This is a genomic window from Rummeliibacillus sp. SL167 (assembly GCF_007896505.1).
GTDB lineage: Bacteria > Bacillota > Bacilli > Bacillales_A > Planococcaceae > Rummeliibacillus > Rummeliibacillus suwonensis.
This window is the reverse complement of the sequence record NZ_VCBM01000001.1, coordinates 2466718-2483614: the sequence shown is the minus strand read 5'-3', so window position 1 is coordinate 2483614 and position 16897 is coordinate 2466718. Positions and strand designations below refer to the sequence as shown.

14 protein-coding genes, 1 pseudogene, 1 riboswitch and 1 other annotated feature (1 of these 17 cut by a window edge) are annotated in these 16897 nt (G+C 34.2%); of the genes and pseudogenes, 9 read left to right on the top strand and 6 right to left on the bottom strand.

What is annotated here, in order from left to right:
* Nucleotides 1-21: 21 nt before the first annotated feature.
* Nucleotides 22-564 carry a tyrosine-type recombinase/integrase gene (locus FEZ13_RS20110; protein ID WP_255473111.1) on the top strand — a complete coding sequence of 181 codons (543 nt, stop codon included), beginning with the start codon at nucleotides 22-24 and terminating at the stop codon, nucleotides 562-564.
* Nucleotides 565-1238: 674 nt separating this feature from the next.
* Here the strand turns inward: FEZ13_RS20110 and FEZ13_RS11165 are convergent.
* Entirely contained in the window at nucleotides 1239-1514 is a 276-nt protein-coding gene (locus FEZ13_RS11165; protein ID WP_146552666.1) for a hypothetical protein, read from the bottom strand.
* Nucleotides 1515-1529: 15 nt separating this feature from the next.
* A complete protein-coding gene (locus FEZ13_RS11160; protein WP_255473110.1) occupies nucleotides 1530-2312 on the bottom strand; it encodes a Hook-associated protein 2 in 783 nt (260 codons plus the stop codon).
* A gap of 511 nt (nucleotides 2313-2823) precedes the next feature.
* Between FEZ13_RS11160 and FEZ13_RS11150 the strand changes: the two genes are divergently transcribed.
* On the top strand, nucleotides 2824-3072 hold the full coding sequence (locus FEZ13_RS11150; RefSeq protein WP_146552665.1) for a BRO-N domain-containing protein: 249 nt from the start codon (nucleotides 2824-2826) through the stop codon (nucleotides 3070-3072).
* 409 nt (nucleotides 3073-3481) lie between these two features.
* Nucleotides 3482-3658, top strand: a complete 177-nt coding sequence (locus tag FEZ13_RS19545) for a hypothetical protein (RefSeq protein WP_186725886.1) — start codon at nucleotides 3482-3484, stop codon at nucleotides 3656-3658.
* Here the strand turns inward: FEZ13_RS19545 and FEZ13_RS20105 are convergent.
* Nucleotides 3599-3781: a winged helix-turn-helix transcriptional regulator gene (locus FEZ13_RS20105; RefSeq protein WP_255473109.1), complete on the bottom strand. Its 183-nt coding sequence runs from the start codon at nucleotides 3779-3781 to the stop codon at nucleotides 3599-3601. The two genes, FEZ13_RS19545 and FEZ13_RS20105, sit on opposite strands and share 60 nt — an antisense overlap.
* 413 nt (nucleotides 3782-4194) lie before the next feature.
* Here FEZ13_RS20105 and FEZ13_RS11140 point away from each other — a divergent pair, with 413 nt between their 5' ends.
* Together FEZ13_RS11140 and FEZ13_RS11135 are read left to right on the top strand one after the other, a co-directional pair.
* Nucleotides 4195-4761, top strand: coding sequence for an SDR family NAD(P)-dependent oxidoreductase (locus FEZ13_RS11140; RefSeq protein ID WP_255473108.1), 567 nt, complete (start codon nucleotides 4195-4197; stop codon nucleotides 4759-4761).
* 746 nt (nucleotides 4762-5507) lie between these two features.
* Nucleotides 5508-5741: a hypothetical protein gene (locus FEZ13_RS11135; protein WP_146552664.1), complete on the top strand. Its 234-nt coding sequence runs from the start codon at nucleotides 5508-5510 to the stop codon at nucleotides 5739-5741.
* A gap of 421 nt (nucleotides 5742-6162) precedes the next feature.
* Here the strand turns inward: FEZ13_RS11135 and FEZ13_RS11130 are convergent, their stop codons facing one another.
* Nucleotides 6163-6789 carry a pentapeptide repeat-containing protein gene (locus FEZ13_RS11130; RefSeq protein ID WP_186725850.1) on the bottom strand — a complete coding sequence of 209 codons (627 nt, stop codon included), beginning with the start codon at nucleotides 6787-6789 and terminating at the stop codon, nucleotides 6163-6165.
* A 189-nt stretch (nucleotides 6790-6978) separates the two neighbouring features.
* Nucleotides 6979-7080, top strand: a riboswitch (purine riboswitch).
* A gap of 109 nt (nucleotides 7081-7189) precedes the next feature.
* On the opposite strand from FEZ13_RS11130, the gene FEZ13_RS11125 reads away from it, so the two are divergent.
* From FEZ13_RS11125 to FEZ13_RS11120, 3 genes and pseudogenes are all read left to right on the top strand, one after another.
* On the top strand, nucleotides 7190-8524 hold the full coding sequence (locus tag FEZ13_RS11125) for an NCS2 family permease (protein WP_146552662.1): 1335 nt from the start codon (nucleotides 7190-7192) through the stop codon (nucleotides 8522-8524).
* Between the two features lie 548 nt (nucleotides 8525-9072).
* A pseudogene (locus FEZ13_RS20100) lies at nucleotides 9073-9378 on the top strand (IS1595 family transposase); the annotation flags it as partial.
* A 96-nt stretch (nucleotides 9379-9474) separates the two neighbouring features.
* Nucleotides 9475-10104 (top strand): class I SAM-dependent methyltransferase, encoded by a 630-nt coding sequence (locus FEZ13_RS11120; protein ID WP_146552661.1) that lies wholly within the window; start codon nucleotides 9475-9477, stop codon nucleotides 10102-10104.
* Nucleotides 10105-10527: 423 nt separating this feature from the next.
* Here FEZ13_RS11120 and FEZ13_RS11115 read toward each other — a convergent pair whose 3' ends face one another.
* The gene (locus tag FEZ13_RS11115; protein WP_146552660.1) at nucleotides 10528-11940 is read right to left on the bottom strand and encodes an amidohydrolase; all 1413 of its coding nucleotides are present in this window, start codon (nucleotides 11938-11940) and stop codon (nucleotides 10528-10530) included.
* A 16-nt stretch (nucleotides 11941-11956) separates the two neighbouring features.
* On the bottom strand, nucleotides 11957-13195 hold the full coding sequence (locus tag FEZ13_RS11110) for an MFS transporter (RefSeq protein ID WP_146552659.1): 1239 nt from the start codon (nucleotides 13193-13195) through the stop codon (nucleotides 11957-11959).
* A gap of 164 nt (nucleotides 13196-13359) precedes the next feature.
* Between FEZ13_RS11110 and FEZ13_RS11105 the strand changes: the two genes are divergently transcribed.
* On the top strand, nucleotides 13360-15375 hold the full coding sequence (locus FEZ13_RS11105) for a helix-turn-helix domain-containing protein (RefSeq protein ID WP_146552658.1): 2016 nt from the start codon (nucleotides 13360-13362) through the stop codon (nucleotides 15373-15375).
* A 1333-nt stretch (nucleotides 15376-16708) separates the two neighbouring features.
* Nucleotides 16709-16897: a sequence feature (most likely nonfunctional fraction of RNA operon), on the top strand; it runs 120 nt beyond the window's last position.

Sequence of the window (16897 nt, the reverse complement as noted above, 5' to 3'; positions counted from 1 at the left end):
CCAATGAGAAGAATCAAAAGTTTGAAGGAAGAAAAGAAAATTATCACGACCTTTAATGATGCTGAAGTTACTCGAATTATTAATGACATTAAAGAGGAAACCTATTCAAATGTACGTGATAAATTAATGGTTATTTTTCTTTTTGAAACTGGAATACGTGCAAGTGAATTAATCAACATAAAGAATCAAGATATGACACGAAAATCTAAAAAAATTTATGGTAAAGGTTCAAAACAACGATTAGTTTACATTAGCAAAATAATGAGAAGATACATGAAAAAATTTGATGAAAAGAAAATTGAACGGTTTAAACATAAAAATTCTGATGAATTAGAAGATTATTATTTTTTAGACCAAATGGGTATGCAACTGCACCGCTCACGACTTAATAAAATTTTACGTGAACATGGTAAAAATGTTGGTGTAAGAGAAGAAGTTCGTTGTTCACCGCATGATTGTAGACATTATTTTGCTCAAAAGCAATTAAAAAACGGTATTGATGTATATAGTTTAAGTCGTTTATTAGGGCATTATGATACACAAATGACTGCTAAAGAGGATTAGAACAAGATGAAACTTTAAATATTGGAAGGGTTCATAGTCCATTACGTGACGCAGATATTTAGGAGGATTAAAAAATGAAATCTTATATTCCATATTCAATTAGTTCTTTTTCAAGTGTTTCAGATTGCAAGATGATTTTAGATGAACTTAAACATGAGTTTACAAGAAGTATCACTATCACAAGACCAATTACAAGCTGTTATAGCAATTTTAGATAACAAAAAAGATGAAGTTACATCTCGTTACAAATAAAAAAGGACTAGCACTCGCAATGCTAATCCTTAATCACTCAAATAGTTAGGAAACTAAAATGAGCAAAAACACTTATGATAGGTACTTTTTAACACTTTTTAAGAATGTATTCAAGCTTTTCATGCACATTTTAGTGTTCCTGATAGAAGGAGCAAAAGAAATGACAACATTAAACGCTTATGATGAACATGTTCAATTGTTTATCAATAATCATAAAAACAATGGAAAAAACTATTCAAAAACACGTATGAAACAATTTTAACAGGACGTGCAGCAATAAGGGTACATATTTGAACAATTATTTCCTTCAAAACGATATGAAGTATTAACTCAATTGCTTATTAAGATGGCTCAAACAGGCATTACAAAAATAAGTGCTGCAAACATTAGCAGAAAATAAGAATAGCATATTTAAAATTTAGTCATTCATTATCTTCATCATAAAATCCGAATAATTTTTCTTCTTCAGATTCATATAAACGTCCACGATTTTCGGAATCTCTTTCTGTTTCAAGAATAATTTTAAACTGTTTTTTACCATTAATACCAGTACTTATTTCTTCCAAAGAAATTAAAGTAACTTTATCATTTTCATATTCTTTAGTATAAGCCTTAATTTCATCAATTGTGTTTTTTAAATCTTCTTCTTTAGCAATGTTAAAATCAAGAACAACTTCAGTTTGAATTTTTTCTATCATAAATTTCTCCTATTATTATTTTTTCTTTTTAAAATATAAAGGAAATTGGGTACTTTTGCTACTATCTCCTTTGTTTATAATAACTCTATGATGAACTGTTGGTGAATCACCTGTGCTTAAATTACTTTTAAATTCTTTTCTATAAAAAGTTCTCCAAGGACCATTTTTTGTTCTAGTAGACCAAGATTGGTCTGGATATTTCATTGTTAATTCTCTTAATTTTTTTACATCAACATTTTTACCGTACTGAGTTTTCTTTTCAGTAGATTTTTCCTTCTTATTATATTTATGTTTTTTATAGGCGTGAGAATTAATAAAATCTTTTTTCTTACTACCACCACCTTTTTTATAAGGAACTTTAGTAGTATTTTTTAATTTTGGCTTAGGTTTTGACTTAGGTTTTGGTTTAAAACCTTTTTTAATATTAGCTGAATTATCATTTGAAGAAAAATTAGTCGAAACAAAAAGTTTATTATTCTTGATAATTAATTTTAAATATATAGATGAAATTCCTCCATCAATATTAGTATAAGAATACTTGATTTCTCTATCTGAATCTTTATTCAATTCTGAAATACTAACTAAATTTTCTAAAAAATCTCTTACTTCTGATTCAGTAACAAGTTTTTTTCCTTTTGAATCAACTATTTTATCCAAACCACTTATAGTAATATTCTTACCAGTCAAAGCTTTTGCTTCAACTATTTTGGGTTCATCATCTGTAAGAAATGGACTTACGGACGAAAATATAATTACTGACAACATTAAAGAAACTATTACTTTTTTTAACAACTTCATTAAATTACCTCCTCATTCCCTAAAATAATACAATTATAGTAGAAAATAAAGATAAATTAGTAAAAATAAGTAATTTTTAGTATTGATATAACCAAATATAATTATTTAGAATCATTATCTCTTTTGATAGTAAAAGCATTTAAAATTAGAAATAATAGGAAAAATATTATAGTAACCATTATATCTATTTGAAAATCAGAATATACATCATATAATACTAATAATCCTATAAATAATGATGAACTTGTTAAATTTTGATTAAAAAACATTATCTTGAACATCTTATTACCTGCCTTTCATTTTATGAAAAACGTTTTATTTACATTTTAAGTATACCATTCAATATTCTGAAACTTTATTTGAAGCTTTAAATGCTAATTTATAAACAAATGATTCAGGAATAAAAGAACCTTTCTCCACTTGTGAGGGAAAATTTTTTATTAAAACTGTCATTTTAATGAGAGAAAATAAAGCGAACATTTTTGTTCACGTCAAGATTTATAAGTAGAAAATGTTTCATGAACAAATGGTTTTAGGTAAGAAATTTAAAATTTACGGTGATTTTGAAAATCCTTTATTCCTAGCTAAAGATGTTGCTGAATGGATTGAGTACAGTAAAAGCGGAAATGGTTCTTATAATATTTCGCAAATGTTGAAGTTTATTGATGATGATGAAAAAGATTTTTTACCGACTAACAATGTTAGTCGTGAACAATGGTTCTTAACAGAAGATGGTTTATATGAAGTATTAATGCAATAAATTTAGTTTATATAAACTCATTGAATGCTAGATAATAATATATTTGATAGTGTATATTTGTGCTTGCGTTGAAATGATTCATTATCAGCCGATTTTGTTTGAAGAATTGGTAAAAAAGTGAAGAAGTGTACAGCAGTGAACAATCGGAAAGCAAGTGCACGGATGTAGGTCATATCAATGACAACCACTCTTCAGTTTCTTCTCCTGATGAAATTGACGACAACGTATTTCCCAATTGGAGATTCGTTACACCCTGTTTTGTGCGGTTTAAACTGAGCATCCTGAGGGGGTTTGCTGGAAAAACAATGGAATCTTGCACGATGATTCATAGTGATGGTAACGGGCAGTAAGTCCCCCATCTCAAGATTTAGAGAGAAACGAAAAAGATAGATGGGGGATCAACTGCCGCATGCGGCAGGATGTTGGCCCCTCAGGTGTTGCCACAGGACGTGGCGCTTTTCACTTAAGTTCCTCTAGTTCAGTGGGGGATGAAGAAAACCCCGCTAATGGAGTTTCACTTTATCGTCTAAAACTGAAAGGGTTTGCTTGCGTGAAGCTGTTCTCCCCACTCTTTAATAGTCAATAAGGCTGGGATTAATTTTTCACCCTGTTTAGTCAGTGAATATTCAACATGGGGAGCAACACTTGAATATTGAATTCGTGTAACTACGCCATCTTGTTCTAGCTCTCTTAGTGATCGCGTCAACATAATATTTGTATACCATCTAATCTTCGTTTCAGTTCATTATATCGAATGCCGTTTGGGTTATTTGCCAAATGCCACAGCACAGGTAGCTTCCATCTACTGCCAATAATGTTTAAGGCATAGATTACTGGACAGTTTTCCTCATATATCTTTTTAATCATTTTTCCTCCTTCTTTAGGCACAAAAATGTGCGTACTTACTTTTTCGACATTCAAACTTATACTAATAATATGGAAAGAAATTGAAGGTGTAAATGTACATGAATTGAGAATAGCACATAATTGGAGGTAGTAATGATGAAAACAATGGTTATTGTTGGGGCTGGGAGGCTTTTAGGCATGTCATTAGCCCGTCAATTTGGAAAACATAATTTTCAAATCGCTTTGGTTGCTCGAAATGATAATTAGCTTTCAGAAATGAAATCTGAATTGGAACGCGAAGGTATAAAAGCATCCTATCATATTGCTGACATTGCTGACATTTATGATAAGAATCAGATCACAAAAGCCTTTCAGGAAATTTATAAAACATATGGGGAGATTGATCTTTTAGAGTTCAGCCCCACTGCTGGTCATTATCGGTCGGTTCCCGTGTTAGATTTACAAGCAGAAGACGCTTTTATTGGAAATATTGCTGCTGCTATTCGTTGTGTCAATCAGGTATTGCCGTCTATGTTGAAAAGACAAAGTGGGGCATTGCTTTTCACAACTGGGCTCTCTGCCATCTATCCCAATCCTCAGATGGCAGATTCTAGCATAGCGAAAGCCGGATTAAGAAGTTATATCAACAACCTTCAGAGTGAATTAACAGAGAAAAAAATTTTTGTAGGGCATATTTCCTTAGGTATATTTTTAAAAGCAGGTACTGAAGGATTAGACGATCCGAATTCGGTTGCAAAATTGTGGTACGAAAAATATTCAAGAAATCGTTATGGAGAGGAAGTATATCCTGAAGGAGTAACCCCTGAAACAGTTATTCGATAAAAGTATATTCATCACTACAATGAAAAACTTATAGGATATTTCGTTTTTCAAAAGAGCTTTTTTTACTTGGGGAAAAGTTAATCACGTTAATTCAAAATGATATATACAGATAAAGTTGCTTACTTGGAAGAGCACGAATCAGTATACTTTCGTTAAAAAAGTGATCGTTCAAAAAAATAGTTGTTTACTCATACAGCCGTTTCATGATTCAATCTGAGAATCCATGATAAAAATGTTCTTTCCTGCTCTATAATTAGCTTTAAAAAAGTAAAATTATAAAAATTTAGACAGTCTGTACTGAATTCCCCCTCCGTGAGACAGGCACCAAGATTATTCAGCGGGTTTAGATTGTAAAGTGCTCATGGTAGAAAATCCTAAATCCTTAGCAGAAATTATAAAAGAGATTATTAAGAGTAACTAGAATCAATTTTTGTGGTACCCATACGTCGTAAAATCATTGTTTTTAATGATAGTATTCAAGCTGAATTATATTAAATCGTATGTCTGTTTATTGTCTCCAAGTCGAGAGGAAAATAGGAAATGTTTCTGTCGATAGATTAAGAAAATTTTTATAAAAGTTTATTCATTAAATTGGTTTTTTAATTTTTTACAAATAGAAAAGGTCTTTTTGTAAAATATACTATATATATCCATTTGTTAAATATATTTTGGATGACCGTAAAAAAGCTTTATAATAGCATAAAAACCTCCAAATCGAGCACATTAATCTCTAGGAGGTGACTATCATGGGGAATAAAGGCAATAAAAACAACAAACAGACGTTAAACGTAAGAACTCACAATCCTTTTGATGTTTATAAAAGCACTGATGATGGGAAAAGTAATAGTAACAACAATAATCCTAATGATAATCTAAACGAAGAATTTGCAGCAGAATGGGATGCAAAAGCGAAAAATAAAAACAATCAGCCAAATCATGAGAAAAGTCAGCAATCGAATCGAAAAAAGAAAAAATCTTAGAGCACCAGCAGTTTTGAATAGCGTAGTTACTCTCATGGAAAGTAATCTTACATGTTTTGTTCATATGGACTGAATGATTTTTTATATAAAATCAGGCGTGTTGATTAGAATAGGAGATATTTTTAGTTCCATTTATGTAGATTGGAGCGAAGGTTTGCTCGACTCCTCGAAAATGCATGTGCATTTCCTTCGTGCGGTGCCAGTTCAATGAAGTTAATTCAATGTCCCGCGGGACAAGCGAACAGTTGAGACCCCGCAGCGAAGCGAGGAGGCTCAGCGTTCGCCCGCAGGAAAGCGAGCAAGCCGTAGCGGAAATCAGCAAATACACTATATTTTATGGAGAAAACTAGGTAATCAACACGCTTGATATGAAATCAATATGAAAAGCTCACTGATCGATAGATGAGTGGGCTTTTAGTAGTTAATCCTTGATAATAACGCCAAGCATTGCGGCAATAGCAGCGGCTTGATCGTAGCGTATAGCCATTCCACTTGCTAAGCTTGGTGTTAATTTTATATCGATAAAATCAGAGGTAGAAAAATCAATACCATTCAGTTTACTTTCCGTGAAATCCGCCATTTGCAATTGACATTTCAAAAAAACGACTTGATTCAAGTGAACATTTTGGAAAAATGCTTCCTCTAATTGACAATCCTTAAAACAAACATGTTTCAACGTGCTTTCAGAAAAAATAGCGTAATTCATCAAGCAATCTTGCCAGTACACATCTTTCAATTTACTATGAATGAATTGCGAGCCGATCAATTTACAAGAGTAAAAATGGCAGCGATAAAAGATGGATTTAGTGAAATCAAAATTAGATAAATCGCATTTTTTGAAGGTAATATCTAGAAATTCCATTTGCGAATAATCATTCAATAAGAATCTGCAATTTTCAAATTGTACTTCTTGTAGTTGTTTTCTGCCAAAGCGACAATCAATATCACAATCAATCAAATGCATATTTTCTTCGATTTCTTCTAGCATAATATTTCCATGCTGAAGTGTTTGTAAATAGTTTTTTGAGGGTGCTATTATTTTGTTCATTTCCGTCACCACGCTAATTAGATTTAATAAATAGAGTATCTCATATTTTAGATCGAATAAAGAAGTAATCATGATTAACCTTGTCAGTATTCTAAGTATGTTAGACTTAATCACGAACTATTTATATATGATAGCTAAAAATGTTCGGAAAAAGTATTGAAATGGTTTAAAAAGCGTGCTATATTATCAAAGTAAATTAAATCACGTCGTCGTATAATGTTGGGAATATGGCCCGAAAGTTTCTACCGAGTTACCGTAAATGACTTGACTACGATTTTAGTAAAGGAGAAAATATTTTCTTCTATAGCTTTAAAAGGATCGTAGACAGTCAACCTATTTCTATAGTTGATTGTCTTTTTTTATTCTCGCGACGTATAAGACGACACACGGAGGATTAATCATGAAAAAGTATTTCCAATTTGAAGAGCTTGGCACCAATTATCGCCGAGAGATAATTGGTGGATTAACGACATTCTTAGCAATGGCATATATTTTAGCGCTAAATCCATTGATTTTAACGCTAGCAGATGTAAAAGATTTACCAGATGCATTGCGTATGGATCACGGTTCAGTGTTTGTAGCTACTGCTTTAGCTGCAGCAGTTGGTTCATTTATCATGGGCTTTATCGCAAAATATCCTATTGGTTTAGCACCAGGTATGGGATTAAATGCTTTCTTTGCTTACACAGTTATTTTAACTTACCATATTCCATGGCAAACAGGTTTAACGGGTGTATTCTTCTCTGGTGTAATCTTTATTATTCTTTCATTAACAGGTATTCGCGAAACCATTATTAATGCAATTCCTGTTCAACTAAAATATGCTGTTTCTGCAGGTATTGGTTTATTCATCACTTTTGTTGGTTTAAAAAATGCGGGCATTGTTGTTGCTAGTGATAGTACATTCGTTACTTTAGGCGACTTCACAGATCCCAACGTTTTATTAGCCATTGCAGGTACTTTTATAACAGTTATTTTATTAGCACGTAAGGTAAAAGCAGGTATCTTCTACGGTATGATTATTACATCGATTATTGGTATGATTTTTGGTTTAGTAGAAGTGCCAAAAGCGGTTGTTTCATCCATTCCGAGTGTTGCTCCAACTTTCGGTGTTGCATTGGATCCAATTATCCACGATCCAGCATCATTATTTAATGTGAAATTCTTGATAGTTGTATTAACATTCTTATTTGTTGATTTCTTTGATACAGCTGGTACCTTGATGGCTGTCGCAAACCAAGCAGGATTAGTAAAAGATAATAAACTACCACGTGCTGGTAAAGCACTATTAGCAGATGCTTTAGGTACTACAGTTGGTTCTATTTTTGGTACATCAACTACTACTGCATATGTTGAATCTACAGCTGGTGTTGGTGCAGGTGCACGTTCTGGTTTTGCCGCAGTTGTAATCGGTATTTTATTCTTATTATCACTATTCTTCTCACCATTGTTAAGTGTGGTTACAACAGCTGTAACTACTCCAGCACTTGTGATTGTAGGGGTAATGATGGCATCATCTTTACGTTTAATTGAATGGGATAAATTTGAAATTGCTGTACCAGCATTTATGACAATGTTCATGATGCCAATGGGCTATAGCATTGCAACTGGTATCGCAGTTGGTTTTATCTTCTATCCAGTAACCATGTTACTTGCAGGACGCAAAAAAGAAGTTCATCCATTAATGTATGCTCTATTCTTTGTATTCTTGGCTTACTTTATTTGGGTAAGATAACCACTCTGAAATAACAGATGAAATCGTCGTCAAAGTCATTATTTAAATGACTTTGGCGACTTTTTTTATATTGTCCAATTGGGATGGAAAATTCTCTTTAGAATGTATTTGATTTACCTTACTATACAAACGAGCAGTAAAATCCACCATCTCAAGATATAGAGAGAAACAAGAGAGATAGATGGGGACTAACTGCCACATGTGTCAGACTGGTTCGGACGGGTAAGATGTTGACCACTCAGGTGTTGTCATAGGACGTGGCGCTTTTTACTTCCGCTGTGTGGATGAAGAAAATCCTACTGATGGAAGCTTTACTTCATTAAATGCTTGCTCGAAAAATTGTGTGGCTGAATGAAATTTAAATAAAAATATCACATTATGAGTGGTAGAGTGTTAATGTAAGCTATGCTGTATGAAAAGGACTAACGCGATCTCAGTAATACTGTAATATGGAAAATTTCTATTTGGTTCATTAAACTTTAGAAGTAGAAGGAAGAAGCTTAAAACACTTCGTAGAAAACATCTTTCGTAGTAAAGTGTTCTAAAATGCGAAGTGTATGATAAATAGTTATTCCATTAAGAAAAGTGCTGAAATAATGGGCATTAACATAGCGACAGGTTTTTTTCTGGAGACATGAGACTACATAAGAGTATTTTTCGCATAGGCTCTGTTGAAGGTATTATTGAGGGTGATGAAGTGTTTATTGCTGAAAGCTTTAAGGATACAAAATCCTCTAAAATGCCAAGAAAATCTTGTGAAAGAGGTAAGCAAATTAAAAGAGAGCTAACGAATAAGTACAGGCGGTAACTACTATTAATAGGCAGGTAATTCAATCATGGAACTATTATGTAAAATGTAAGAATTTTGTGATTCAATGTAATGTAGCCTATGCCTACACAAAAACAGCAGATTAAAAAAGAGAGCTAATATTTGTAAAGGAGCTTGAGGTATGACAGAATTTTGGGAATCAAGTTTTATGAAAAATCAAATGATGTGGGGATTCGAACCTTCAGATTCCGCAATCTTGACAAAGGAATTTTTTGTTGAAAAGCAAGTTAAGGATATATTAATCCCTGGTATTGGATATGGAAGAAACGCAAAGGTTTTTATTGACAATGGAATAGATGTAACAGGCATTGAGATTTCAAAAACAGCGATTGAATTGGCAAGGGAAAATGGGCTTAATATTAATATTTTTCATGGTTCAGTAACCGATATGCCTTTTGATAACAAGCTTTATGATGGCATATTTTGTTATGCACTTATTCACTTATTGAATAAGCGTGAAAGAGATAAGTTTATCAAAGATTGCTATGATCAGTTAAAGCCAAACGGATATATGATTTTCACTACTATTTCCAAAGAAGCCCCAATGTTTGGAAAGGGTAAGCAGCTGGGCAAGGACTATTTCGAGATAATGGAAGGAATAAAAATGTTTTTTTATGATTCCGCCTCGATAAAACAAGAATTTGGGAAATATGGACTGATAGAATCTTCGGAAATTGTTGAGCCACATAAGAATATGGAAAATAAACCTCCATTTAAATTCATAATGGTAAAGTGTCAAAGAGAGCAATAACTACAATTGCATAAAAAATCAAAAATAGTGAATTGGTCATTGTAAGGCTTATTTACCCCGCTTTAAAGGGCAGTAAGACCCCCATCTCGAGATATAGAGAAACGACAAAGATAGATGGGAGATCAACTTCCGCATGCGTCCGATTGGTTCGGGCGGGCAGGATGTTGGTCCCTCAGGTGTTGCCACAGGACGTGGCGCTTTTAACCCGAGTTCTTCTCCATCAGTGGGGGATGAAGAAAATCTTCACTGATGGAGTTTCACTTTATAACCTATTTACTATCATCTTCAAGTGCTCATATATTATTAATAAAAAGGGATTAAGGAAAGTCACAGGGCTTCTCTTAAAAATCACTTGATTTTCGATATTATTTTAAAGCATAGTCTAAAAGAAAAAGATAGAATATAAATATTGAGAAACTAGTTTTAATTTTTAGGTTTAGGTGGCTTCACATCATCTGGAATGCCAGCTTTGAAGCTTTGACCATTTCGATTTTTATGAAACTCAGCTTGTGCTCTTTCAATAAGCTCAGGATTTGTCAATGTATCGAGTGCGGCACTCGCCATAATTTTTGCTGCATAATGCATGCCCTTCATTCCAATAGATGAGCCAAATGATGCGGTGGCTTGCCAAGTGTGGAACTGAACGGATGCAGAGCCACAAGCAGTTGTAATTTGTCCCATTGGTGCAATCCAAGAAACATCACCGATATCTGATGAGCCAGCTATGCCCATTCTAAATGTTTGTGGAATATGATAGAACCCTGCAATAAGGTCTTTGGATGTATCGATGCCAAGAGAGGCAATTGCTTGTTTTGAACTTGCAACAACAGACGGATCAATATTTTGTTGAACCTTTGCTGCAAATTCAACCTCTTCTTGTGTATATTCAATAGGATCTATTATTTTTGACTGTTCATACATCAATTCATTTAATGTAAGATTCGGGAGAGTATCATAACATCCTGCTTTAATCTCATATGAAACGCTTGTTTCGGTCATTGTTGCAGCACCTTCTGCTACAAGTTTTAATCGTCGAAGAAGGTCATCAACAGCCGCTCTATTAGCACCACGAAGGAAATAGTAGACACTAGCTTTATCGGGAACTACATTAGGCGCCATTCCACCATTCGTGATCTGATAGTGGATTCGAGAGCCATCTGGAACGTGTTCACGTAAATAATTTGCCCCTACGTTCATCAATTCGACTGCGTCAAGAGCGCTACGACCTAAATGTGGTGCAGCCGCCGCATGAGCTGTACGACCAGAGAAGAAAAATTCTATCCCAGTCAGTGCAGACATCGAGAAATTCGTTGTCATGTTATAAGTACCGGGATGCCAAGTGTAAACAATATCTAGATCATCAAAAACACCTGCACGTGCCATAAATGTTTTTCCTGACAGTAATTCTTCAGCGGAGCAACCATAATAGCGAATTGTTCCAGCAATTTGATTTTGTTCTATATAGTTTTTTAATGCTATGATCGCTTCAACTCCAGCTGTGCCGAGTAAATGGTGTCCACAACCGTGACCGGGAGCATTTTCTTTTATGGGAGAATAAGTGGGAGAGATATTTTGTGATAACCCTGGAAGTGCATCGAATTCCCCTAAAACTCCAATAATAGGTGATCCATTTCCATATTCTGCAACGAAAGCTGTTTCAACTTCCCCAATATTAGCTGTTACTGTAAAGCCAGCTTCTCTCAAAACTTGTTGCTGAAGTGAAGAGGCATATGTTTCGTTATAGCCTAATTGAGGATGTTGCCAAATATCCTGAGCAATTTTCGTAAATTGTTCCTCGTGACTCTTCATCCAGTCTAGTAAAAGTTTTTTTGTCATATGTAAATCATCCTTTCTAAATTTTTGATACTGATGTTGTCATGGACACTTGTTTTTTATTTTTTATAGGTAAGGTTAGGGCAATGATAGAGGCGAGGAAGCAAGAAACTGCAAGAAAAATAAAAGCGATATGATAAGAACCACCTGTATAGGAGATTAAAGACCCCATAATTATTGGTGATAAGACTCCTGCTGCTTGTCCGCCAAAATTGACAATACCAAATGCACTTCCTACAACATGTTCTTCCATTACCCGGTGTGGAGCGGTGAAGATAAACGAAATGACGAATGATGAAAAAACCATCGCAATTGTTTGGTAGAAAATGATTAATGGAATACTTTGCGCATTGGACATAAGGAATAACATAGTAGCTAATATCGCTGCACTGAATACGACCCCATATTTTGCCTTACCCCCGATTTTTGTAATAATGGGACCACTAATCATCATCCCAAATGTTGCAAAAATTGCAGGGATGGCAGAGATGAATCCAATACTAGAAAGATTGACATTATGCACTTTCATCAGATAGGTAGGCATCCAAGAAAATAGACCCCAGTTTGCAATATTCACAAAAAAGAAAACTAATAATAGCTTCCATAAATAGCTGTTACGCAATAGTTTTTTGTATTCACCCTTTTCAAATTTTCGGGGTTGCTCAGCAGTGTTTGTATGGAAAATCTTTGCTCGATGTGTGGCCCATAAGAACCAAATAATAATAATGATGCCTAATAAGGATATAACCCAAAAGACATGGCGCCAACCTAACCAAACTAATAAAGGAGCACATAATATAGGTGCTATTGCACCGCCCAGCATATTTGATGACATCATTGAAGATTGTGCTTTTGTTCTTTTTTCAGATGCAAAGTATGTTGCAATGGCTTTTGTACTTGCTGAAGGGTAGCTTCCCTCACCAACACCAAACAAAAATCGAATCAGGATTAATGAAGTAAAGGACCAAGCTAAACCAGTTAATGCAGTAAAAAGTGACCAAATAAAAATAGCACTAATCACTACTTTTTTAGAGCCAAACTTATCGGCTAACCATCCCCCAGGAATTTGCATTAAAGCATAACCCATAAAAAAGGCACTTAAGATAATACCTAATTGAGATTCCGTAAATTTCATATCTGCTCCGATATTCACAAGTGCTAGGCTAATAGCAGTACGGTCAACATAAGATACAATCCATGCAAAAAACAAAGCAGCGAGGATAATGTTTCCTTTATTTTTTAATTCTGACGCTTTCATAAAATGCCTCCTTTAAAAATTTAATAATTAAATGTTATAAAATATAACATGAAAAATCATTGTTTGATTTTACTAAATATTCTAAAATTAATTGTGAGATATTCTAATATATATAATTTAAATTGTAGATCAGTATAAAAATATACGTGAAGGGGAGAAAAAGGATGGATTTTTTAGAAACGGAAAGTATGCTGAAACATAAAAATTATTCCATTTATCAAATAGATAAAGCTAAACAGGTTAGAAAAATATACGGTTCTGGTGAGGAAATGTTACATGTGAAAATTGATGATAGTTGGGAAAGGGTGACGAATCAAACTTTAATGTTATATGTAGCAAGAGAAGAAATGTTATATACATATATACAAATGGGAAATCTAGAACTTTCAGATTGTATTGTTTGTATGGAAATGGAACAACCAAATGGAGAGCAAAAACGATATCTTGCTATTGCGTTGCAAAATGTTGTATTAAAACATCAATTAAGTGAATTGCAAAAACAGCAAAAAGCTTGGTATACAGGCATTCGTTCATTAACAGCATCATTAGAGTTGTCAGAATTGCTTTCAAAGATTATTGACAATGTTTTAATGGCTATGCCCCGCGTAGATCGAGGTTTTTTCTCTTTATATGATAAAAAAACGCAATTACTCACGCCTATAGCTAGTGCTGGATTGAAAGACTCTATTTATTCCTTCAAAACAAAAGTTGGAGAGGGGATTGCGGGGAAAATATTTGAAGAAAGAATTGCCCGTTCATACACTCCAGAAGAAGCTCAAGAGGCTATAATAAATTTATCACCAGAGAATCGTCAGAATTTAATGGCATCTATTCGTGATCATCAATACCTTGAAAATCAAATTTCAGTGGCGGCCCCGGTTATATTTGATGACACATGCTACGGCGTACTAGTTGTTCATCAATATTCAAAAGTTCATAACAAGAATGATTTACAACTATTGCAAGGTTTTGCAGACCAAGCGGCCATTGCAATTCGAAATGCCCGACTTTATACCGAATTGAAACAGATGAATGAAAACTTGCTAAAACAACAGCAGATCCATGAGCTATTTACAGAAATGTCTCTCAAAAATTTTGACATTCTTCAAATTGTCATAGCCACAGAGAGATTAATCAAAAAAGAAATAGTTTTCTTCGATATTCATCACATGAAATCTTATCCACATCATGAGCAATTTCAAAATTTTTTGAGGGATTCAGAATATATAGAGTCTACCAAAGATAGTCTAATGGTAAAGTTAGGTAACGAAAATTATTTTGTACAATCTATATTCAATAGTGATTTGCTAGTAGGATATTTTGGGGTGAAGACAGATTATAAGTTAGAAACATTAGATGCGATTATTCTAAAGCAAGCAAGTGTATTAATTACATTAAAAATTGTCAATACACAATCAGAATTGGAAGCGGAGCAATCGAGGCGACAAGATTTTTTTAATGATTTGCTAACAACAAACAACCTGAACAAGCTTTATAAACGTATCAAAGGGTTTGGATTAGAGCCACAGGGAAGTTGTTATGTAATGCTGTGTCAGTTTATTTTTCGTAAGCAAGGCTGGGTGTTTTCGCCAATTCGCATACGCCAATTTGCGGAAAGACTAGAGAACGAGATGCGTGGACCTGTTTTTTTGTTTAAGCGAAAGGATCAATTGACGGTTCTATTGCAAAATGATCAACAGCAATCATTTGATAAGGTGCAGCAAATGGTGACATATTGGGAAGAAACTAATGAATTTGATGTGCGGATTAGTATTGGAAATCAATATGATTCGCTACGTGATATTGGCAATAGCTATGAAGAAGCGAAAAGAACGATGAAGTATTTAAACAAACGAAATAGATTAGGTGTTTTCAAATATACAGATCTAGGAATCAGCCAATTGTTTGTCAATCAAGAAGATGTAGTTATGGAACATTTTGTTCATAATAGGTTAATGCCATTACAAATGCCAAGATATAAAGTGATGCAATTAGAAGAAACCTTACGATTATATATCGAAAATAATCGTTCGATTGTAAAAACCTCTCAGCTGCTCCACATCCATCAAAATACTTTATATCATCGGTTGCATAAAATTGAAGAAATTTTAAATGTAGATTTAAATGATTGGAATGATTTTCTCGAGCTTTCATTGGCAATTCATCTTTATTACTATTAGATAGAAGAAATCGTTTATATTTTGATTCAAGTAGAAGCTGTTATTTCTTATCGGTATGCTAGAATGGCTATTTTTCTGTGTAAAAAACTTTTTCATGGTAACTTGGGGGCAAACGTTTATGAAAATTTATTTTCTATCCCTCTATCCAATGGGTGCACAAATGCAGACTTAAATTCAGAGAGAACTTCCACTAAAGATGTTATGCCCTGTAATAATGCCTAAGAAACCAATATCGTGTTGTTGACATGATGTTTTTGGTGGATAAATGTCACAAAGAAGCTTTTCGGGTAAATTCAAAAAATCCGAACACCATCATAAAAAGCACTAAAAGGTTTAATGAACATCTATTAACAGGCGTGTTGATTATCCAATTTGATCCATGAAAATAGGAAGAATATGTTGATTTCCGCTCCGTCTTGCTCGCTATCCTGCGAGCGATGAGCCTCCTCGCTTCGCTGTGGGTTCTCATCTGTCTCGCTATCCCGCTGGACGTTGAATTTTCTTCCTCGAATAACACCGCACGAAGGAAATGCTTGCATTTTCGAGGAGTCGAGCAAGCCACAGCGAGGATCTATATAGGTGGAGCTGAAAATAAAGTTTTTTTAGAATTACAACAAATATTCATCCCATATTTCCTCTAATCAACATGCTTGATCTATTAATTCATTTTACCACCGCTTCAAGTTTTAGAGAGAATCGAGAAAAAAAAGGAGTGAAAAACTGCCACATGCGCCAGATTGGTTCAACTAACCATCCGTGGGGGGTAAACCCCACGGATGGTTAGTTGAACTTTATCAAAAATGGCAGATTGTTAAGGCCACTGTCAAGGGGCATGGATGTTTTTAGTGACTCCAATGATGTTGTATTGGGGCTGTAATTAAATAGAGTGTGCTGATGGACCATACTACATATAGATATTCTTATCATGTTTTTGGGTATAGATGGGTACAATTGATTGATTTTTAGAGTTGTCATTTTATTCTGGGGTATATTCAAAAAGTATATTGACATAACTAAATTAGAGTAGTATATTGTATAAGTCACTGACAAACGAACAGTGACAAAATATATAAATCATGCTTTTTTTTAAAGTTCTTGACTTTTTGAATGATAATTGATAAGATATAAAATTTCGCTGATGAGCGAATGAAAATGAACCTTGAAAACTGAACAAGCAAGAACGTTAAATATCTTGTTCACTAACCTCCGTTAGTGACAAGAAACAAATAGATTTTATCTTTTTTAAGATAAATCGCTAGCAAAGCAAATGAGCTTTCAAACTTTACTTTTATGGAGAGTTTGATCCTGGCTCAGGACGAACGCTGGCGGCGTGCCTAATACATGCAAGTCGAGCGCATGACGAGGAGCTTGCTCCTCTGATTGAGCGGCGGACGGGTGAGTAACACGTGGGCAACCTGCCCTGTAGACGGGGATAACTTCGGGAAACCGGAGCTAATACCGGATAATCCTCTTCCCCACATGGGGAAGAGTTGAAAGGCGCTTTCGCGTCACTACAGGATGG